This is a genomic window from Streptomyces sp. NPDC052910, from assembly GCF_055585605.1.
The window spans coordinates 400,056-416,502 of sequence record NZ_JBVJJR010000003.1 but is presented as its reverse complement, the minus strand read 5'-3'; the positions used below and the strand labels follow the sequence as shown (position 1 = coordinate 416,502).

15 protein-coding genes are annotated in these 16,447 nt (G+C 71.0%); 6 read left to right on the top strand and 9 right to left on the bottom strand.

Going from position 1 to position 16,447, the window contains the following annotated elements:
- The first annotated feature begins 36 nt into the window (after positions 1–36).
- On the top strand, positions 37–735 hold the full coding sequence (locus tag ACZ6X9_RS12835) for a transglycosylase SLT domain-containing protein (RefSeq protein WP_469778018.1): 699 nt from the start codon (positions 37–39) through the stop codon (positions 733–735).
- A 175-nt stretch (positions 736–910) separates the two neighbouring features.
- The gene (locus tag ACZ6X9_RS12830) at positions 911–2,296 is read left to right on the top strand and encodes a phosphatase PAP2 family protein (RefSeq protein ID WP_469778017.1); all 1,386 of its coding nucleotides are present in this window, start codon (positions 911–913) and stop codon (positions 2,294–2,296) included.
- A gap of 392 nt (positions 2,297–2,688) precedes the next feature.
- On the opposite strand, the gene ACZ6X9_RS12825 is transcribed toward ACZ6X9_RS12830, so the two are convergent.
- Complete coding sequence (locus ACZ6X9_RS12825; RefSeq protein ID WP_469778016.1) at positions 2,689–3,561, bottom strand: hypothetical protein; 873 nt, start codon at positions 3,559–3,561, stop codon at positions 2,689–2,691.
- Between the two features lie 368 nt (positions 3,562–3,929).
- Here ACZ6X9_RS12825 and ACZ6X9_RS12820 point away from each other — a divergent pair, with 368 nt between their 5' ends.
- The gene (locus ACZ6X9_RS12820) at positions 3,930–4,481 is read left to right on the top strand and encodes a hypothetical protein (protein WP_469778015.1); all 552 of its coding nucleotides are present in this window, start codon (positions 3,930–3,932) and stop codon (positions 4,479–4,481) included.
- A 226-nt stretch (positions 4,482–4,707) separates the two neighbouring features.
- Here ACZ6X9_RS12820 and glnA read toward each other — a convergent pair whose 3' ends face one another.
- Positions 4,708–6,117 (bottom strand): type I glutamate--ammonia ligase, encoded by a 1,410-nt coding sequence (gene glnA / locus ACZ6X9_RS12815; protein WP_469778014.1) that lies wholly within the window; start codon positions 6,115–6,117, stop codon positions 4,708–4,710.
- 197 nt (positions 6,118–6,314) lie between these two features.
- On the opposite strand from glnA, the gene ACZ6X9_RS12810 reads away from it, so the two are divergent.
- The gene (locus ACZ6X9_RS12810) at positions 6,315–6,782 is read left to right on the top strand and encodes an RDD family protein (RefSeq protein ID WP_469778013.1); all 468 of its coding nucleotides are present in this window, start codon (positions 6,315–6,317) and stop codon (positions 6,780–6,782) included.
- A 261-nt stretch (positions 6,783–7,043) separates the two neighbouring features.
- On the opposite strand, the gene ACZ6X9_RS12805 is transcribed toward ACZ6X9_RS12810, so the two are convergent.
- From ACZ6X9_RS12805 to lipB, 4 genes are all read right to left on the bottom strand, one after another.
- Positions 7,044–7,727 (bottom strand): DUF4191 domain-containing protein, encoded by a 684-nt coding sequence (locus ACZ6X9_RS12805; RefSeq protein ID WP_469778012.1) that lies wholly within the window; start codon positions 7,725–7,727, stop codon positions 7,044–7,046.
- A 54-nt stretch (positions 7,728–7,781) separates the two neighbouring features.
- Entirely contained in the window at positions 7,782–8,042 is a 261-nt protein-coding gene (locus tag ACZ6X9_RS12800; RefSeq protein WP_469778011.1) for an SCO2195 family GlnR-regulated protein, read from the bottom strand.
- Between the two features lie 240 nt (positions 8,043–8,282).
- Positions 8,283–9,221, bottom strand: coding sequence for a lipoyl synthase (gene lipA, locus ACZ6X9_RS12795; RefSeq protein WP_469778010.1), 939 nt, complete (start codon positions 9,219–9,221; stop codon positions 8,283–8,285).
- 282 nt (positions 9,222–9,503) lie between these two features.
- A complete protein-coding gene (gene lipB / locus ACZ6X9_RS12790) occupies positions 9,504–10,286 on the bottom strand; it encodes a lipoyl(octanoyl) transferase LipB (protein WP_469778009.1) in 783 nt (260 codons plus the stop codon).
- Between the two features lie 290 nt (positions 10,287–10,576).
- On the opposite strand from lipB, the gene ACZ6X9_RS12785 reads away from it, so the two are divergent.
- A complete protein-coding gene (locus ACZ6X9_RS12785; RefSeq protein WP_469778008.1) occupies positions 10,577–12,085 on the top strand; it encodes a regulator in 1,509 nt (502 codons plus the stop codon).
- Positions 12,086–12,234: 149 nt separating this feature from the next.
- On the opposite strand, the gene ACZ6X9_RS12780 is transcribed toward ACZ6X9_RS12785, so the two are convergent.
- From ACZ6X9_RS12780 to ACZ6X9_RS12770, 3 genes are all read right to left on the bottom strand, one after another.
- A complete protein-coding gene (locus ACZ6X9_RS12780; RefSeq protein WP_469778007.1) occupies positions 12,235–13,563 on the bottom strand; it encodes an NAD(P)/FAD-dependent oxidoreductase in 1,329 nt (442 codons plus the stop codon).
- A 168-nt stretch (positions 13,564–13,731) separates the two neighbouring features.
- Entirely contained in the window at positions 13,732–14,646 is a 915-nt protein-coding gene (locus ACZ6X9_RS12775) for a TIGR01777 family oxidoreductase (RefSeq protein ID WP_469778006.1), read from the bottom strand.
- A gap of 111 nt (positions 14,647–14,757) precedes the next feature.
- Entirely contained in the window at positions 14,758–15,276 is a 519-nt protein-coding gene (locus ACZ6X9_RS12770; protein ID WP_469778640.1) for a DUF4240 domain-containing protein, read from the bottom strand.
- Between the two features lie 197 nt (positions 15,277–15,473).
- Here ACZ6X9_RS12770 and ACZ6X9_RS12765 point away from each other — a divergent pair, with 197 nt between their 5' ends.
- Positions 15,474–16,397, top strand: a complete 924-nt coding sequence (locus tag ACZ6X9_RS12765) for an SDR family oxidoreductase (RefSeq protein WP_469778005.1) — start codon at positions 15,474–15,476, stop codon at positions 16,395–16,397.
- Positions 16,398–16,447 lie beyond the last annotated feature (50 nt).

The window sequence follows — 16,447 nt, the reverse complement described above, 5'->3', positions numbered from 1 at the left end:
CTGCGGCTTTCGCGAGAGAAAGAGGTTCGGTTCGATATGCGCTCCACTCACTCCGGCTATACCCGTCTGTCGAAGGTCCACAAGTTCTCCGCCGCCGGTCTCGGTGCCGCGGGTGCCGCCGCGGTCGCGTTCGCGGTGGTCTCCGGTGGTACGGCCGTCGCGGACACGCAGTCGGTGTCCGTGAAGCCGGTGGCGTTCGAGGCCACGGCGTTCGCGGGTCAGGGCCAGGGCGAGGCGGCGCACACGTCGGACGAGGCGGCCGCGCGGGCGAAGGCCGAGGCGGCGGCGAAGACGAAGGCCGGCACCGAGGCGAAGGCGAAGGCGGAGAAGGAGCGGGCCGGGAAGCAGGCGGCGAACCGTTCCACCACCCGCGAGCCCGTCCGCAAGCCCGCCGCCGCGGCGCCGAAGGCGTACGCGGACGACCTGGAGGGCTGGATCTCGCAGGCGCTGGACATCATGAAGGCCAAGGGCATCCCGGCCTCCTACGACGGTGTGAAGCGCAACATCATGCGGGAGTCGACCGGTAACCCGCGTGCGATCAACGACTGGGATGTCAACGCGGTGAACGGTGTGCCGTCGAAGGGTCTGCTGCAGATCATCGACCCGACGTTCAAGGCGTACCACGTCGAGGGCACGTCCTGGGACATCTGGGACCCGGTCGCCAACATCGTCGCGTCCTGCAATTACGCGGCCGACAAGTACGGCTCGATGGACAACGTCAACTCCGCCTACTGACCCGTCCACGAACGAGCGCGATACGGCGATACGGCACCACCGCCCGCCCCGTCGCCCAGCGCACCCACCCGCCGTAACGGCCGCTCACCGGCCCGTAGTCGCCGCCCCGCAGCCCCCCCGTACCTCCACTGATCCAACAAATCGTGCGAAACGGACGACGTCTATAGTGTTCTGAGTGTTCGCGCGAATAAGCAGCAGAAGCAAGTTCGCCGCGTGGCGGCAACCACGGGTGATCCTGTGGGCCGTGGCGGGGGTGGTGACGCTCGGATTCCTCATCACGCTGGAGATCGTCGCGCGCCGCGTCGGCGGCGAGCCGGGCCCGCTGGTCACCCAGGCGAAAGAGCTCGTCTTCCCACCCAAGCCGGGCCCGCTGTACGCCGGTCTGGCCTTGATGATGGTGGTCCTCACCTGGCGGCAACGGCTCATCGCGGCCGCCTTCGCGGTCGGCATCGACGTCGTCTTCGTGCTGGGGCGGTGGGCGGCCGACGTCAAGGTGACCGACGGCCGTTACTTCGGCAACGGCGCGCTGTGGGTGATGCTCGGCGTCGCGGTCATCGCCGTCACGCGCCGCACGGGGGCGGAACGCACCCTGCTGCTCAAGGGCGTCGGGCTCGGCCTGCTGCTGGTGGCCGGCCGCAAGATCGGCGACACGTGGCTCATGATCACGTGGAAGACCCGCCCGACGGTGCTCGACCAGTACGTGGCGACCGCCGACCACGCGCTGGGCAACCCGTCCTGGGTGGCGGGCCGGATCCTCCAGGCCACCGAGCCGATCGGCCCCCACGTCCTCGACATCGTCTACGCACACCTCGCGGTGGCCGCGATCGTCTTCGCCCTCTACCAGCTCCGCCACGTGGCCGCCGAGCGCCGCTTCCCCAGCCACCACCTGGTCCGCACCTTCCTGGTGATCGGCCTCCTCGGCCCGGGCATCTACATGCTCTTCCCGGTGGTGGGACCGGTCTTCGCCTACGGCCCCGGCGCCTCCGGCACCGGCGGCGTCGAGTGGGCGACGGCCAACATCTGGCCGCACACCCCGCCCGTGATCGGCATCCCGCACGCCTTCACGTACGACGACCTCACCCCCCGCAACTGCATGCCCAGCCTGCACACGGCCTGGGCCACCGCGATCTTCCTCCACTCCCGCAAGGGCGCCCGCTGGGTGCGGTACGGCGGCGCGTTCTGGCTGGTCGCCACCATCAGCGCCACCCTCGGCTTCGGCTACCACTACGGCGCGGACGTCATCGCCGGCGTGGTCTTCGCCCTCACCATCGAAACGGCCATGCGCCTCCTCGACCGCGGCCCCGACCGCCCGGGCATCCTCCTGGTCGTCTACGGCACGACAGTCTTCACCGCCTTCCTGGTCGCCTACCGCTTCCTCCCCCTGGAAATGGCCGAACACCCGTGGATCTTCGGCCCCGTCCTCATCCTGGGCATGCTCTCGGTCATCTACGGCTACCTCCGGCTCACCAAACAGTGGGCCGCGACCCCTCTCACTCCGATCCCGCTGCCAAAACCCGAACCGGAACCCCAACACCCCGAACCCCAGCCCGAACCGGCCTGACCCCGTCGTCCACCGGGGCGACGGTGACGCGAACCCCGAGGGCCGCCACTCGAGGTGGGGCGGCGGCCCTGCGAGCTCGGCCAGGTTCGAGCGGTTCGAGCAGACAGCCGGCGAAGGGGTACACGGTGAGTGCCTTCGCAGCTCCGAGCCGGTGGGTCACCGCTCCGCTGTCCCGCTGAGTGGCGGCTCCTCCTGCGGTTCCCCTCCCGGCCCCGCTCTCCGGGCCGTGTGCAGCGAGGCAGCGAGGATCCGGCAGACCTCGACCCGCTGCCCTTGGTCGCAGCCTTCCAGGAGCCGCTCCAGGCGGCGAAGTACCGCCAGGTCTCGCATATAGCGCGCGACAGCGGCCAGGACCATGCACGCCGGCACTACGAGCACGATCCCGGACAGGGTCACGACGGGTAACCATTCCTGATGACTTCCGCGAGGTTCTCCGCGCCGTCGCCATACAAGCACGTCGCGTGACGGTTCAGGATCACTGTCCAGTCCCCGAAGCGAGCGGAGCACTGCGAGAGCAACTCGAAAGTCTTCGTCCGGGGCACGTCGTCGACGAAGCCATGAGCCAACAGGACCGCGCAGAGAGCTTCCACCGTGTCGCCGCAGCACCACTCGATCACGATGTCACCGGCGTGATGGGTGTAGCAGTTGGCGAAACCGTGCGGCGCCGCAGTCCTGTTGACCAGCCCAGGGCAGCGCAGGATTCGGCTCAGCAACAAGTCGCGAATTCCCAGGTCTTTGACCCACCTGGATTCCCTCCACTGGTCAGCCTCCTCCCTTTCATCACGAGAGAGCCCACCGGGAACTCGTTTCCACAGAAGTACCTCGCCGTCGCGCGCGGACGGTAGGCGGATGTGGGCATCGTCGGCGCGCGCTACGGTGATTTGAGCCGAGCTCAGCGCATCGTGGAGAATCAGCCGTTTTCCGCTCCCTCGAACGCGCAACCCGGGGACCCCACGGATACCTCCGTAGAGCTGGTCGAACCGTGGGAGAAGCTCGCGGAGAACCTCGTCCGCCATCTCGGACTCCAGCATCAGCCTCACGCCTCGACTCTCTGGCTCCGCTTCTCGTACGCCAAGAAGGGCGCCGTTGAGTTGGTGGTCATGGAAGCTGCTGGCCAACACGTGAGCCACATGTGCTTCCAGGCGGCGCTGAAGCGGATCTGGGGAATCCACGATCGAGGACCCGAGGTAGACGTCGGCCTGCCGGGCCAGCCTGGAGGCAGTCGAGAGCGTGAGTGGCGTCTGGTCACGGATCTTCTTGGCCAAACGGTTGGTGTTGCGTGACCTGGACATGCGTCGCCCCTTCCGCTAGCCGCCCGGCGACGACAGGAGAGACAGGTCGGATGTCCTGGTGCGTACTGACTGCCAACTGCGGGTGACTCTCGAGAGCCCACTGCTCGCGCCGGCGCCGGGACCGGGTGTAGCGAGACACGCTGCCGCAGCAACGTCGGACACACCGTACAGCAACGTCTTGCGCCTGAGCCGACGAACGCAAGATGTGAGTGCCGGACAGATTCGGCCCCTGTGGGGCCTTGCAACGAAGCTTACGATGGCATCCGCTCTGGGTAGTTGAGCCGTAGCTCCAGGGGACGACCTGACGGTCATGACCTGTTCACCGGTGTCAGGAGGCAGACGTGGACCGCGATTTGGAGCTCCGGGCGTCGAAGATTTTCAAGAAGCAGCAAGGCGAAATCTTGTGGCCTTACGGGCTCGCCACTCCGAACCGGCGACGCAGCGGGCTCAGCGGAGAGCAGTACGAGAAGGCTGTCGCCCATGCGCGCGTGGCTCAACTGGTCATCGTGGGTTGGGCAGAAGATCACGGCCTGCGTAGCAGCGAGAGCGGATGCTGCCCAAGGTGGCTGTTGCGTAAGGCCGGCAGGCAGTGCGGACCTGACGTGTGCGGCAGGTACGGTACCGGTCCCCGCAGTGACGAGGACTGGCTTGACCACTCCGTTTTCTGGCTCAAGGACGGGCTGCCGGCCGCGATCACGTCGTCGCCGTATTCGGTGAGTGACGATGATCGGAGGCGTTTCGAGCTTTGGCGGGAGTCCGGCCTCATGACAGCTTTCGGGGGGCCAGGCTGGTACGGGTACGGCACGACACAGATCATCATGTGGAACCCCAAGCGTCTGGCCTGCGTGTCCCCGGCACAAGAGGCCGACAAGCTCTTGGAGCGGGGCACGTAATCGGAGCGCAGTGATTTACCCGGCGGATGTCCGCGCGTGTGAAAACGGTAAGGCCGTTACCCGTCTGGGGTAACGGCCTTACCGTTGCTGTCGCCGAGCCGGTGAAACGGCCGGGCGGCGCACACCTGGTGCGTCGGCGGGCGGAAGGCCCGTGGTGATTGCGAGACCTGCAGGAAGAGACTCGCAGGACGCGGACCTGTCTCCGGCTGCCCGGCCACGCCCCGGCTTAGAGGTCGAAGTACAGCTCGAACTCGTGCGGGTGCGGGCGGAGCTGCATCGGGGCGATTTCGTTGGTGCGCTTGTAGTCGATCCAGGTCTCGATCAGGTCGGACGTGAAGACGCCGCCGGCCTGGAGGTACTCGTTGTCGGCCTCGAGGGCTTCGAGGACGGCGGGGAGGGAGGTGGGGACCTGGGGGACGTTGGCGTGCTCGTCGGGGGCGAGCTCGTAGAGGTCCTTGTCGATCGGCTCGGCGGGCTCGATCTTGTTCTTGACGCCGTCGAGGCCGGCCAGGAGGAGGGCCGAGAAGGCGAGGTACGGGTTGGAGGACGGGTCCGGGGCGCGGAACTCGACGCGCTTGGCCTTCGGGTTGGAGCCCGTGATCGGGATGCGCATCGCGGCGGAGCGGTTGCGCTGCGAGTAGACCAGGTTGACCGGGGCCTCGAAGCCGGGGACCAGGCGGTGGTACGAGTTCACCGTCGGGTTGGTGAAGGCCAGCAGCGACGGGGCGTGCTTGAGGATGCCGCCGATGTAGTAGCGGGCGGTGTCCGAGAGGCCCGCGTAGCCCTGCTCGTCGTAGAAGAGGGGCTCGCCGCCGGTCCACAGGGACTGGTGGACGTGCATGCCGGAGCCGTTGTCGCCGAAGATCGGCTTGGGCATGAAGGTGGCGGTCTTGCCGTTGCGCCAGGCGACGTTCTTCACGATGTACTTGAAGAGCATCAGGTCGTCGGCGGCGGCCAGCAGCGTGTTGAACTTGTAGTTGATCTCCGCCTGGCCGGCGGTGCCCACCTCGTGGTGCTGGCGCTCGACCTGAAGGCCGGCCTTGTCCAGCTCCAGGGAGATCTCGGCGCGCAGGTCGGCGAAGTGGTCGACCGGCGGGGCCGGGAAGTAGCCGCCCTTGTAGCGGACCTTGTAACCGCGGTTGTTCTCCACCGCACCGGTGTTCCAGGCGCCCGCCTCGGAGTCGATGTGGTAGAAGGACTGGTTCGCCGACGTCTCGAAACGGACGTTGTCGAAGACGTAGAACTCGGCCTCGGGGCCGAAGAACGCGGTGTCCGCGATACCGGTGGACGCGAGGTACGCCTCGGCCTTCTTCGCCACGTTCCGCGGGTCACGGCTGTACTGCTCGCCGGTGATCGGGTCGTGGATGAAGAAGTTGATGTTGAGGGTCTTGTCGCGGCGGAACGGGTCCACGCGCGCCGTGGAGAGGTCGGCGCGCAGGGCCATGTCGGACTCGTGGATGGCCTGGAAACCGCGGATCGACGAGCCGTCGAAGGCCAGCTCCTCGGCCGGGTCGAACGCCGCCGCCGGAATGGTGAAGTGCTGCATCACGCCCGGCAGGTCACAGAAACGGACATCGACGAACTTGACGTCCTCGTCCTTGATGAACTTCTTGGCGTCGTCGCCGTTCTGGAACATCCAACCCTCCTAGCCCGGCCGCCAGCGGTCGGGGATTGCTTCGGTGGTGCTGCGGCCGACCCTAGAGAGACCGGATTTCCCAAGCATGACCCATTTGTTTCGCCGAGGTTAACCGGAGCGCCGCGAAATGATCATCGAATCAGTGCGACGCCTACCCGGCCGGTAGTGATCGCAAGCGTGCCCAGTACCGTGGTCGGGTGGACAAAAGGCAAGCAATCGGCTCGTGGCTCTCCGGCCCCCGCGCGGCGGCGGAGCAGATGGGCATCGACTTCGGCTACCGCGGGGAACAGCTCGGGCTGCCGGAGCACGGGCCGGGCTCCGTCGCCCCGCTCGGACGGCGGTTCGCCGCGATCTTCATCGACTGGGGCCTGGGCATGCTCATCGCGTACGGCCTCTTCGCCCGGGGAGACGTCCACCGGGCCGGCAACTGGGCGCTGCTGGTCTTCTTCCTGCTCAGCGTGCTCACCGTCGGCACGGTCGGCTTCACCCCCGGCAAGCGGCTGCTCCGCATCCGGGTCATCGGGGAGAGCGGCGACCGGCTGACGTTCCCGAAGGCCCTGCTGCGCAGCGTGCTCCTCGTGATCGTCATCCCGGCCGTCATCTGGGACCGGGACACCCGCGGGCTGCACGACCGGCTCGCCAAGGCCGTGCAGGTGCGGTTCTAGCCGAACGGTGACCAGCCTGTCGGCGGTTCTGGCCGTACGGTGACCGGCCCGTCGGCGGTCCTAGCGGAACGGTGACCGGCCCGGCCCGGCCCGTCCAGGCAGGCGGGCAGGCCGGTCGCGTCGGCAGGCAGGCCGCGTCGGCAGGCCGGCCGCTTCGGCGGGTCGGCAACGCAGTGCGGGCCGGCAACGGATGAGGGCGGGGCGGGACCGATACGGTCCCGCCCCGCCCTCATTCCGTCCGCGCCTTTCGCTGCGGCCGTGTCAGCGGCCCTTCGGCATCCGCATGCCCTTGCCAGGGAGCGGACCCTTCGGGATCGGCATGTTGCTCATCAGGTCGCCCAGCGCCCGCAGCCGGTCGTTGACGACCGTCACCTGCGCGCCCGGCAGCACTCGGGGCAGCTTCAGCAGCGTGGTGCGCAGTTTCTTCAGCGGCACCTGGCCCTCGCCGTTGCCCACCACGATGTCGTGCACCGGCACCTCGGCGACGATGCGCGCCATCCGCTTCTTCTCGGCGGCCAGCAGGCCCTTCAGCCGGTTCGGGTTGCCCTCGCCGACCAGCACGATGCCGGCCTTGCCGACCGACCGGTGGACGACGTCCTGGTTGCGGTTCATCGCCACCGCGGGGGTCGTCGTCCAGCCGCGCCCGATGTTGTCCAGCACGGCGGCCGCCGCGCCCGGCTGGCCCTCCATCTGCCCGAAGGCGGCACGCTCGGCACGGCGGCCGAAGACGATCGCCATCGCGAGGAAGGCCAGCAGGAAGCCCAGGATGCCCAGGTAGATCGGGTGGTCGATCAAGAAGCCGATGGCGAGGAGGACACCGAAGGTGACAATGCCCACGCCCGCGACGACAAGACCGACCTTCGAATCGACCTTCTTGGTCATCTTGTAGGTCAGGGCGATCTGCTTCAGTCGCCCGGGGTTCTCGGATGTTTCCTTCCTCGCCATATGGCGAAGTTTACGTGTCCCGGGGGCCGCCGGCTCACGTGGCCTGCGGGCCGCTCACGTGGCCCGCGGACCGGCTGCCGCCGCGGCCTCCAGGAGGTGCTGGACCTCGCTCCGGTCCCTGGCCCGGCGCCGGTCCTCCAGGACCGCGGTCCACGCGTTGCGGCGGGCGGTGCGCTGGCCGCCGCGCAGGAGAAGGCGTTCCAGGGCCAGCAGCGCACCCGTGACCGAGGGCGGCCGGACGGCGAGCGTGGAAGGCAGGGCGGAGAAGGCGTGCGCGGCGGTCGCCGTCGTCGCGCGGGCGGGCGCGGCCTGCATGTCGTGTCCTCTCGTGGGCGGAAGGATGAGAGGTGGGGGAGCGGCGGTGCGTCGTGCGCGGTCGTGCGCCAGTCCGATGGACGCACGACTGTTCGTGCGCACATCGTCACCCAACGGTGTTACCGGCGCGTGTCGGGGTGGTCAAAGTCTATTGAAACGTTGACGCGGCCCGACCGGGCCCTCCGGGTGGGAAGGTGGGGCCGGTCGGGCCGCGTCGGACGACAGGGACGGCAAAGGGAGCTACGCCGCCGCTTCGCTCCGCTTGTCGATCGCCTGGCGGTACAGCCGTCCCGCCCGGTACGACGAGCGGACCAGCGGCCCCGACATCACGCCGGCGTAGCCGATCTCCTCGGCCTCCTGCTGGAGCTCCACGAACTCCTGCGGCTTCACCCACCGCTCCACCGGGTGGTGACGCGGCGACGGGCGCAGGTACTGGGTGATCGTGATGAGTTCGCAACCCGCCTCGTGGAGGTCGCGGAGGGCCTGGGTGATCTCCTCGCGCTCCTCGCCCATGCCGAGGATCAGGTTGGACTTGGTCACCAGACCGGCCTCGCGGGCCTTGGTGATGACCTCGAGCGAGCGCTCGTAGCGGAAGCCGGGGCGGATGCGCTTGAAGATCCGGGGCACCGTCTCGACGTTGTGCGCCAGCACCTCCGGGCGGGAGGAGAAGACCTCGGCCAGTTGGTCGGGCTTGGCGTTGAAGTCCGGGATCAGCAGCTCGACGCCGGTGTCCGGCATCAGGCCGTGGATCTGGCGGACGGTCTCGGCGTACAGCCAGGCGCCGCCGTCCTCCAGGTCGTCGCGGGCCACGCCGGTGATCGTCGCGTACTTGAGCTCCATGGACCGCACGGATTCGGCCACGCGGCGCGGCTCGTCACGGTCCAGGGCCTGCGGCTTGCCGGTGTCGATCTGGCAGAAGTCGCAGCGCCGGGTGCACTGGTCACCGCCGATGAGGAACGTCGCCTCGCGGTCCTCCCAGCACTCGTAGATGTTGGGACAGCCCGCTTCCTGGCACACCGTGTGCAGGCCCTCGCGCTTCACCAGACCCTGGAGCTCGGTGTACTCGGGGCCCATCTTCGCCCGGGTCTTGATCCACTCGGGCTTGCGTTCGATGGGGGTCTGGGCGTTCCGGACCTCAAGGCGCAGCATCTTGCGTCCGTCGGGTGCGACAGCGGACACTCCGGCTCCCTATGGCTTCGATTCTTCGGCGGACACCAGGGTACGCCCGTTCGTTCTGACGTTCTTACGCCCGGGGAACCGGCGAGACGTCGGCGGCATTCCCGGAGGGGTGCGGGGCGGAGGTCCCGGGCGGCGGGGATCCGCCGGGCCCGGCCGGGGAGTGTCGGATGGCCGAAACCGGCCGTTACGCAGCCAGCCAGCCAGCCAGCCAGCCAGCCAGCCAGCCAGCCAGCCAGCCAGCCAGCCAGCCAGCCAGCCAGCCAGCCAGCCGCCGGCCCGCCGCTAGACCGCCCGCGGCAGCGGCTCCGCCGACTCCAGGACCTCCCGCAGGTGCTTCTCCACCACCGGCACCACCTCGGCGACGGAGACCCGCCGGCCGAGCTCGTTCGAGAGCGAGGTCACGCCGGCGTCCCGGATGCCGCACGGCACGATGCGGTCGAACCAGGTGTTGTCCGGGTCGCAGTTCAGGGCGAAGCCGTGCATCGTGACGCCCTTGGCGATGCGGATGCCGATCGCGGCGAGCTTGCGGTCCTCGCCGCGCTGGCCGGCGTTGGAGGGGGCGTACTCGGGGCCGTTGAGCCGGGGGTCGAACTCGTCGTCCGCCGGGCGGGGGGCCGCGAGGTCCAGGTGCAGACCGCCGGTCGCGGGCCGCTCGCGGGTCTCGCCGAGGACCCAGACGCCGCTGCGGCCCTCGACCCGGGTGGTGGCCAGTCCGAACTCCGCGCAGGTCCGGATCAGGGCCTCCTCCAGGCGGCGCACGTGGGCGATCACGTCCACCGGGCGCGGGAGCTTGAGGATCGGGTAGCCGACGAGCTGGCCCGGACCGTGCCAGGTGATCTTGCCGCCGCGGTCGACGTCGACGACCGGCGTCCCGTCCAGGGGGCGCTCGCTGTCCTCCGTGCGCCGTCCGGCCGTGTAGACCGCCGGGTGCTCCAGCAGCAGGCAGGTGTCCGGGATCTCGTCCGCGAACCGGGCCGCGTGCACACGGCGCTGTTCCTGCCACGCCTCCTGGTACTCGACGGCGTCCGCGCCGAAGCCCAGATGGACAAAGCGCAGCTCACTCACGGCGGCTCCTCTTCCCGTCCTGGTCGGTTCTCCTCGAACCCCTGGTGTCCACGGGTGCGTACGTCCCGGACGCGACCCGTGCCCCAGCCACTGTACGGCGGCCTCCGAATGGACTGCGGTCGAGCCCCTTACAAGATCGTCTGGCGGCGCTTTTCCGTGCCTATTTGATCTGTCTCTGATCTGTCCTCACACGATCGGATGAATGCGGGGCGAAGGTGGCGTTCAGGGCGGCGGGGACCGCTAAATTCACGCCGTTCCCAGAATGGCGATCAGGGAGACCGGGCAGGTTGATGACGGAACGACCCCCACAGCGCATTCCCAACCGCCAGCTAGCCGCGCTCATCGCGGAGGCCGGCTTCTCCAACGCGGGGCTCGCACGTCGCGTCGATCAATTAGGGCTGGAGCACGGCCTCGACCTGCGCTACGACAAGACCTCCGTCACCCGGTGGCTCCGCGGCCAGCAGCCGCGCGGTACGACGCCGGCGTTGATCGCCGAGGTCTTCACCCGGCGGCTGGGACGGCGGCTGTCCGCGCAGGACCTCGGGCTGGACGCGTGTGCGCCGGTGTACGCGGGGCTGGAATTCGCCGCGTCGCCGGCGGAGGCCATTGACATCGTGAGCGGCTTGTGGCGCAAGGACTCCGGCAGCCACACCGAGCTACGCAAAATCGCGTTCACGCCCGCGGGGCTGGTGGTGCCCAGCCGCGACTGGCTGATCGGACGGGCCGACGACCGGGTGGCCCGTCAGCCCGCCCCGCCCCCCGGGGCCGCCGGACCCCCCGGCGCCCCGGGGGGCCAGGGGCCGGGCACGGGCGGACCCCCCGGTGACGGCGGCCGGGCCGGCGAGCGGCCCCCGGGCCGGCCGACGGTGCCCCGGCAGCGCGCCGAACGGGCGCCCGGCAGCCGCGTCTCCATGGGCGACATCGCGGCCCTGCGCTCCGTCGGCGAGCTCTTCCGCACGCTCGACCACGCGTACGGCGGCGGGCACGCGCGGCAGGCGCTCGTCCGGTACCTCGAACACGAGGCCGAGCCGATGCTGCGCGGCACGTACGGCGAGACCACGGGACGCCGGCTGTTCGGCGCCGCCGCGGACCTCACCCGGCTCGCCGGGTGGACCTCGTACGACATCGCCGCCCACGGGCTCGCCCAGCGGTACTACGTCCAGGCGCTGCGCCTGGCGCAGGCCGCGGGTGACCGGGCCTACGGCAGCTACGTCCTGGTGACCATGAGCCGCCAGGCCGTCTACCTCGGCCACGGCCGGGAGGCGGTGCAGCTCGCCCGCGTCGCCCAGCAGGGCGTCGGCTCGGGGGCACCCCCCGTCGTGCAGTCCCTGCTGCACGCGGTGGAGGCGCGCGGGCACGCGGTGCTCGGCGAGGTGCGGGCCTGCTCGGCCTCGCTCGCCCGCGCCGAACGGGCGCTGGAGACGGCCCGGCCCACGGACGACGTGCCGTACTGGATCCGCTTCTTCGACGAGGCGGAGCTCGCGGACGAGTTCGCGCACTGCCACCGCGATCTCCAGCAGTGGCGGGCGGCGGCGCAGCACGCGGAGAGATCCCTGCAGCTCCGGGCGCCGGCCTATGCGCGGAGCAGACTCTTCTGCCGGGTGGTGCTGGCCGCCGCGCGGCTGGGGCTGGGGGAGTTGGAGCAGGCGTGTGCTCTGGGGGCGGAGGCGGCTCAGGCGGCTTCCGAGATGCGGTCGGTCCGGGCCGTGGAGTACGTGCGGGAGTTCGAGCGGCGGCTCGATCCCTATCGGGACGCGGCGGCGGTCCGGGCGTACCGGGAGAAGGTGGCGGTGTTGTAGGCCCCGGCCCCTCTCCCGGAGAGGGGCACCCCCCTTCGCCGATTCCTGGGGCTCCGGCCCCGGACCCCGGCGACGCGGCTTCGCCGCGAGGTCCGCGAACGCCGGACGGGCTGGTTTCCGGCCCGTCCGGCGTTCGCGATCGGCCCCCACTACGCCACCCGCAGCGCCTGCGCCCCCTGCTCCGGCCGGATCCCCAGGTCCCGCAGCAGCGCATGAGCGGCCCGCCGCCCCGAGAACAGCGCCCCCTGCACGGTGCTCGTGTCGCGGTGGTCGCCGCACACGTACAGCCCGGACAGCAACCGCACCGGGCGCCGTACGTCATGCGGCGCCGGCATGGCGGGAACGGCGTCGGCGTCGTGGTGGGACGCGAGCAGTTCGAGGTCGTCCGGGGCGACGCCGTACACCCGGGCCAACTGCGCCCGCGCCGTGCGGTCCAGGTCGGCGGTCGGGGTGCCGGCCGCGCGGCCGAGGACGGTGGAGGTGATGAGGACGCGGCCGGCGGGGGCCCGGTCGGGGTCGACCTCGCTGGCGACGGTGGTGTGGGCGACGGGCCCGCCCCGGCCGCCCGTCACGATCAGGGCGGCGTCGCAGGGCGGGACTTCGGCGGCGGTGTGGTGAAGCACCGTCACCGGGTGGAAGCCGGGCAGCCGGAGGCCGGGCAGCAGGTCGGCGGCGGCCCGGGCGCCGGTGGCGACGATCACCGAGCGGCAGCCGATCTCGCCGTGCGCGGCGGTCGTGACGGAGGTGATGTCCGCGGAGGTGGCCCGGACGCCGGTCCGGACGGTTCCCGGCGGCAGCAGCCCCGCCAGCAGTTCGGCCACCGTGCCCGCCCCGCCCGCCGGGAGGCAGAGCCGGCCGCGGGCGAAGCCGCGCAGGACGAGGTCGGCGCAGCGGCTGGAGGTGGTCAGTTCGGGGTCGGACAGCAGGGAGGCCAGCAGTGGGCGGAGGAAGCCCTCGATCGTGCGGGACGGCAGGCCGCGGCCGGCGAGGGTGGCGGCCGTCGGGCGGTCCGGGCGGGCCAGCAGCCGGTCGGTGGGCAGCGCGGCGAGCCGGGCGAGCGCCGCGTCGAGCCGTGCCTGGTCGAGGCCGGTGGCCCGGGAGGCGCGGGCGGCCGTGGCCAGGGCGCGGGCGGTGGTGAACGCCCTCTTGGCTCCGCGGGCTTCGCCGCCGATCCGGTGGTTGCGGCCGTCGGCGTGGACAAGGACCCCGGGCAGGAAGGGCCGCAGGGCGAGGGTGCCCAGGCCGGGGGTGCGTCGCAGGTCCGGGAAGGCGGTGTTGAGCAGTTGGCCGGAACGGTCCAGCCGGAAGCCGTCGATCCGGTCCGTCGTCATCCGCCCGCCCGGCCGGTCCGCGGCCTCCAGGACGGTGACGCCGACGCCGGCGCTGGTCAGTTGGTGTGCTGCCGAGAGCCCGGCGAGGCCGGCTCCCACGATGACGACATCGGCATGGTGTGCGGTGTGGCGTGCGCTGCTGGCCACGTGGCCTCCCGGGGTCGGTCCGCTCGCTCGGGGGCGTGATGCCCCCAACCGGCTGGCGCAATGCGCGAGTTCGCCTCGACCGTAGAGAGAATTCCGGTCAATAACAGTCGCGCACGGATAGAGCACGGTCGCACGGCGGTCGCACGGTTACGGTTCCGGGGCGCTCAATCATCGGGCGGAAGCGCGGCCGTCGGGGGTGAGTGCCGCGCGGACGGCGCTCTCGACGTCCGGGTGCGCGAACCGGAAACCGGAGTCCAGCAGCCGCCGGGGGACGACCCGCTGGCTGGACAGCACGTCCGACGCGAGCTCGCCCAGCACCAGCCTGAGCGCCGGGGCGGGCGCGGGCAGCAGCGCGGGCCGGCGCAGCACGCGCCCCATGGTCCGGGCCACCTCGCGGTTGGTGACCGGTTCCGGCGCGGTCAGGTTTACCGGCCCGGACGGCTCCGTGGTGTCCAGCAGGTGCCGCAGGGCGGCGATGTGGTCGCGCAGGGAGATGAAGCTCCAGAACTGACGGCCGTCGCCGAGGGGCCCGCCGAGCCCCAGTCGGAACAAGGGGAACATCCGGCCCCAGGCGCCACCGCTGCGGCTCACCACCAGCCCGGTGCGGAGCAGCACCGTCCGTACGCCCGCCTCCGCGGCGGGGGCCGTGGCCGCCTCCCACTCCTGGCAGACCCCGGCCAGGAAGCCGCGGCCGGGCGGGGAATCCTCGTCGAGGAGGCGGTCGCCCGCGTCGCCGTAGACGCCGGTGGCGCTCGCGCTCAGCAGGACCCGCGGCGGGGTGTCGAGGGACGCGACGGCGTCGGCGACCGCCGCCGTGCCGAGCACCCGGCTCTCCCGGATCTCCCGCTTGTACGCCTCCGTCCAGCGGTGGGCGCCCACGCCGGCGCCCGCGAGGTGCACCACGGCCTCACAGCCGACGAGCGCGCGGGCGTCCACCCGCTGCCGCTTCGGGTCCCACTCGGCCTCGTCCTCGCTCCGGGGCGCGCGGCGCACGAACCGTGTGACGCGGTGGCCGTCCGCTTCGAGCGACCGGACGAGCGCCGTACCGATGAGGCCGGTCGAGCCGGTGATGGCGATGCGCATGGGTCACACCTTTCCCGGGTGTTCCGGATCCACGCCCGGGTAGGGGGGATCCACGCCCGGGTGGGGGGATCCCCGCCCGGGTGGGCCGGAAGGGGGCACTGGTGAACGGGCCTACGACCGGAAACGCTCCCACAGCGCCGGGAACCGTTCGGCCAGCGCGGCCGTGTCGCCGGGATCGATCGGGGACCCCTCCGGCTCGTCCGGCGGGGGCGGCAGCGCCAGGTCCGGCAGATCGGCGCCGGTGAGCTGCTCGTACGCCTCCTCGGCCGCGTACCCGAGGTCCTCGGCGTCCCCGTCCGTCTCCTCGTCGAAATCGCCGAGCAGCCCGGCCAGGCGGTCCGGGTCGTGCAGGGCGCCCTCGAAGACGTGCCGGCCCTGGCCGATCAGCCAGCAGCGGAAGTAGTCGAACGCGTCCTCGCCCGCGCCGCCCAGCAGGACGGCCGCAGCGCCCCACAGGTCCCACCGGTAGGCCCGGTTGTAGCGCACCTCGAAGTGCCGGGCGAAGTCCGTGACACGCTCCGGGTCGAGCCGCATCAGCCGCTCGACCAGCAGATCGGCGTGGTCCTCGGGATCACCGCCGGCCTCGGCGCGCGTCTCGTCGATGAGCTGCCAGAACTCCGTCTCGTCCATCACGGCAACAGCATCCGTCCTGGCCTGCCGGGACGCACGCGGAGGGGTACGGAAGCGGTCGCGTGGGGGTGCGCGGGGTGCGCGGGAAATACCCGGGAAATCACGACAGAAGATGTCCGGTATTCGTGACACTGTTCGTCTCGCGCGACGAGGTCGCGTGCCGACCGGGAACGGTTACGAGAGGGGACGACACGAACGTGAACGCCGGAACGAGGGCACTCGAAGGCAAGGTCGCACTGGTCGCGGGCGCCACGCGGGGAGCGGGCCGGGCCATGGCGATCGAGCTCGGCCGGGCCGGGGCCGTGGTCTACACGACCGGCCGCACCACACGCGAACACCGCAGCGAGGTCGGCCGGCCGGAGACCATCGAGGAGACGGCCGAACTGGTCACGGCCGCGGGCGGCACCGGCATCGCCGTCCCGGTCGACCACCTGGAGATCGAGCAGGTCAGGGCCCTGGTGGAACGCATCGACCGGGAGCACGGCCGGCTCGACGTCCTGGTCAACGACGTCTGGGGCGGCGACCACCTGCTGGAGTTCGGGACCCGGGTGTGGGACCTGAAGCTGGAGCGGGCGCTGCGGATGCTGCGCCTGGCCCAGGACGCGCACCTGATCACCAGCCACTGCGCGCTGCCGCTGCTCATCCGGCGGCCGGGCGGGCTGGTGGTCGAGATCACGGACGGAACGCCGGAGTTCAACACCGCGCACTACCGGGAGAACGCGGTCTTCGACCTCGCCAAGTTCGCGCCGGCCCGGATGGCCTGGGCGCTCGCCCGGGAGCTGGAACAGTACGAGGGGACGGCGGTCTGCCTCAGCCCCGGGTTCCTGCGCTCCGAGGAGATGCTGGAGCACTTCGGGGTGACGGAGGAGAACTGGCAGGACGCGGTGGAGAAGGAACCGCACTTCGCGATCGCCGAGTCGCCGGCGTACCTCGGGCGGGTGGTGGCCGCTCTCGCCGGAGATCCGGAACGGGGACGGTGGAACGGGCAGGCACGGTTCGGCGGGGAGCTCGCCGCTCATTACGGGGTGACGGACGTGGACGGGTCGCAGCCGGACTGCCTCGGGTACTTCACGGACGTGGTGTTCGGGGGCAAGGCGGCGACGGCGGAGGCGTACCGGTAGGCGCCTGCGGCGGGCTGTGCCCCGGTCCCTCCCCCAGAGGGGGGACCCCC

What these genes read in the sequence shown, in the direction of transcription:
- ACZ6X9_RS12835 (WP_469778018.1), top strand. Translation starts at nt 37, where the DNA reads ATGCGCTCCACTCACTCCGGCTATACCCGTCTGTCGAAGGTCCACAAG.
- glnA (WP_469778014.1), bottom strand. Translation starts at nt 6,117, where the DNA reads ATGTTCCAGAACGGCGACGACGCCAAGAAGTTCATCAAGGACGAGGAC.
- ACZ6X9_RS12805 (WP_469778012.1), bottom strand. Translation starts at nt 7,727, where the DNA reads ATGGCGAGGAAGGAAACATCCGAGAACCCCGGGCGACTGAAGCAGATC.
- ACZ6X9_RS12800 (WP_469778011.1), bottom strand. Translation starts at nt 8,042, where the DNA reads ATGCAGGCCGCGCCCGCCCGCGCGACGACGGCGACCGCCGCGCACGCC.
- ACZ6X9_RS12785 (WP_469778008.1), top strand. Translation starts at nt 10,577, where the DNA reads ATGACGGAACGACCCCCACAGCGCATTCCCAACCGCCAGCTAGCCGCG.
- ACZ6X9_RS12775 (WP_469778006.1), bottom strand. Translation starts at nt 14,646, where the DNA reads ATGCGCATCGCCATCACCGGCTCGACCGGCCTCATCGGTACGGCGCTC.
- ACZ6X9_RS12770 (WP_469778640.1), bottom strand. Translation starts at nt 15,276, where the DNA reads ATGGACGAGACGGAGTTCTGGCAGCTCATCGACGAGACGCGCGCCGAG.